The following is a 3,174-nucleotide window of genomic DNA, read 5'->3' as shown; positions in this document are numbered from 1 at the left end:
GTCCTGCTCGACGTGCATCGTCCCTGGCGCAAGGTCAAAGTCACCGAGCGGCGCGCGGCCGAGGACTACGCCCAATGCATGCGCGACCTCGTCGACATCCATTATCCCGATGCCGAGACCATCCGGATCGTTCAAGACAATCTATCGACCCACTCGGCCGGCGCCCTGTATCAGACGTTCCCGCCCGCCGAAGCCAGGCGGATCTTGCGGCGGCTCGAGTTCCACTACACCTCCAAGCATGCAAGCTGGCTCAACATGGTTGAGATCGAGATCGGCGTCTTGCGGGGACAGTGCCTCGGTCGCAGGATCGACGACCCCAAGCGACTGCGCCGCGAAATCACCGCTTGGGAACGGCAGAGGAACGCCGCACGCTGCCGCATCAAATGGATGTTCACTACAGACAAGGCCCGCGCCAAAATGGGCCGAGCCTATCCAGACACTTCCAAAGAGTCATAATCACCGTGCAGAGCAACTAGGCAGATCGTGTCGCCTCTGAGTTGCCATTGCGAGCTGACCGTCCGACCGACTACTCCGCCAAACAAACGAGCCTTCGAGGGGCATCCCGAAGGCTCGAGCAACCTGAAAGTTAGAAAATAGCTGTGTTCAGATCTCCTCTCGCTGCTCTCAGAAATTGCGCTGAACGCGAAGGTTCAAGCTGACGGTATTTTGGTCCTTGAACTCGTAAACTGCGGTCGGCTTCGGAGCCCCCGGCCCGAACACCGAAGTACCGGAGGACTTCTGGTCCAAGTGAAACCACGCGAGTTCAGCCGAGAATGTCAGGTTCTTTACCGGGGTCCAGCGGGTAATTGTACCAAGCTGCGCGGCGTTGAAGCTGGGGTCGCAGGTGTAAGTCACGCCTAGACCGGGGTGGATCGCTGAGAAGGCTGCGCAATACATGCCCTTGGCGGTCGTCAGGTCACCCACGGTGCCGTCATAACGGACCGAGCTGTAGCTGCCCCACAAACTGCTCGACCAGTAGGGATCCCAGTTGTGGTTGAATGCACCACGAACACCCCAAGCCTTGGTCAGCTTCAGAGAACCATCACCGCCCGCGAACGCTGGCAGGTAGACCGCGTCGGTCGTTACGCCGAGACCGATGCTCTGATAGGCACCGATGCCGCTGCCACCGAACATTGCAAAGCTCGGCGACCCACCAGAGGTCGAGATCACCTGCTTGGTGTTACCGATTGCGTAGGTCGCGTCCAACTTGATGTCGTCGCCGGGGCCGGTCGGGATGTTCTTGACCTGCAACGCAGCCATCACCGCGCCGCCCCACTTGGTTTTGGGGTGGCCAGAGATTTCCGACAGTGCCGTCGGCGCCGCGCCGGGCAATCCGACCGCACCGGCCGGAGCCGCCGTCGAGTTCAGGATGTTGTAGGAGCCGGAAACTTCATGGGCAGCGCCCGAAATCTGGAACAGACCCCAGGCCTGGTCGACGCGGAGGTTTCCGACTACATCAGGAGCATGCACGCCGGCATAGGCGTTGCCGCTGAGGCCGATACCGCTGATGCCGCCCGGCGCCAGTCCGCTCGGTCCGAGGTTGTAGACTGAGGTGCGATTGTAGACTGTGGGATCATCGAGGCCGATGGTAGCGGACACGCCATTACCAAGCTGCGCAGTGTACTGGATGTTGTTCACACCGGTGACGGTGTCATGACCACCGAGCAGGAACGAGGTGTTGTTGCCAGGATAACCGTGCCACGGCGTGGCGAAGGCTGAAGCAGACCGACCGAAAGTGAAACCTGCGAACTGGATGAAACCAAACTCGAAAGCGACGTAGCCACCGCCGGCACTATAGAGCAGGTTGCTACCTGCCACTGGGAGTGACGAGTTAATCGAGTTAGGGTTGAATGTCGCGCCGCCCAATGTATCAAAGGTGAAATCACCCTGACCGAATGTGCGGACAACGCCGTACTCGGTCGCGGTGCGTGTATCAACTGTGAGCGCCAGACGCGAACGGGTAGAGAAGTAGTCGTGATACCGGTTACCCTGGCCGGGATCACCGCTCCAGGCCGGCAAGTTTTGCGTGCCCCCGGCGTTAAACGTCGTATCAACGCGCAGATAGCCGCCCAGCTTGATGCAAGTGTCAGTGCCCGGGATGTACCAGAACCCGGCCCCATACAGCGAACACACCTTCACGTACTCGATCGCTTTAGCCTTGACAGGAAGATCGGCTGCCTGGGCGCCCCCCATGGCAAGAAGTCCCGCCGCTGAGCCAAGGATAAGGCTCCTTACGCTTGTCATTTTAACCTCCAAATGCATCGGGAAGGACTGCGATCCGCGAACGCATTGGCCTTCCTTGTCCCCCGTGTGCCGCCCGTTCCTCGCCCACAGCTCCGAAAGCGCTGTGCTGCGATCTTGACCGTCCAGGCGGGCGTTCTGGGATACCCCCCAGCCGCGAATTGATGCTGACAGATTGCGTTTGTTACCGGCGCGCAAACTTTGTACGGAACGGACCGTTGCGCGCGCACGCTCGGCAAACGTGTTCCAATCGCGCCACAAGGGTACGCTTCGCGCCGTTGGCAACTACGAACGTGCGTTTCGCACGCTGAGCTATCTATCTCTGTGTCGAAACAGTGCGAAATCTAACTGTGTGGAAAAATGTTCACGGACGCATACGGCTGCGCAAGTCAACGCGACGGATGCATACGATACCGACATCGGCAAACTTCTCTAAGGGGCGAATCAGAGGGCCCGGGCGCGGCTCTGCTAGTGTTGTGGCTCTAACGCTTGTTTCGCGCGGGCGACTTTTTCGAGGATTTCACCCGCGGATTTGGTCCAGATAAAGGGCTTTGGGGCGGCGTTGTGGTTTTCCAGGTATTCCATGATCGCACGCTTGAGCTCGGCGACGCTCTCGAAGGCGCCGCGGCGGATGCCGGTTTCGGGTGATCTCGGCAAAGAAGCGCTCGACCATGTTGAGCCAAGAGGCCGAGGTCGGCGTGAAGTGCAAATGGAAGCGTGGGTGTGCCTTGAGCCAACGCTTTACGGCTGGTGTCTTATGGCTGGCATAGTTGTCAACGACCAGATGGAGATCGAGGCCAGGCGGGGTCTGATGATCAATCAGCTTAAGAAAGCGCAGGAACTCTCGGTGCCGATGCCGAGGCATGCAGGTGCCGATAATCTTGCCGTCCAACATGTTGAGCGCCGCGAACAAGGTCGTGGTGCCGTTGCGCT

Annotated in this window: 2 protein-coding genes and 1 pseudogene; 1 reads left to right on the top strand and 2 read right to left on the bottom strand. The window is 59.6% G+C overall.

Annotated features, from left to right (window positions below; all coding sequences use genetic code 11):
• On the top strand, positions 1 to 456 hold a 456-nt coding region (locus J6497_RS40340), incomplete at its 5' end, for a transposase (protein WP_225709697.1).
• A gap of 168 nt (positions 457 to 624) precedes the next feature.
• Here the strand turns inward: J6497_RS40340 and J6497_RS40335 are convergent.
• Together J6497_RS40335 and J6497_RS40330 are read right to left on the bottom strand one after the other, a co-directional pair.
• Positions 625 to 2,244: a porin gene (locus tag J6497_RS40335; RefSeq protein ID WP_225709696.1), complete on the bottom strand. Its 1,620-nt coding sequence runs from the start codon at positions 2,242 to 2,244 to the stop codon at positions 625 to 627.
• A 465-nt stretch (positions 2,245 to 2,709) separates the two neighbouring features.
• Positions 2,710 to 3,174, bottom strand: a pseudogene (locus tag J6497_RS40330) (IS630 family transposase); the annotation flags it as partial.

The organism is Bradyrhizobium cenepequi (assembly GCF_020329485.1).
Classification (GTDB): domain Bacteria; phylum Pseudomonadota; class Alphaproteobacteria; order Rhizobiales; family Xanthobacteraceae; genus Bradyrhizobium; species Bradyrhizobium cenepequi.
This window is presented reverse-complemented; position numbering and strand designations above follow the sequence as displayed.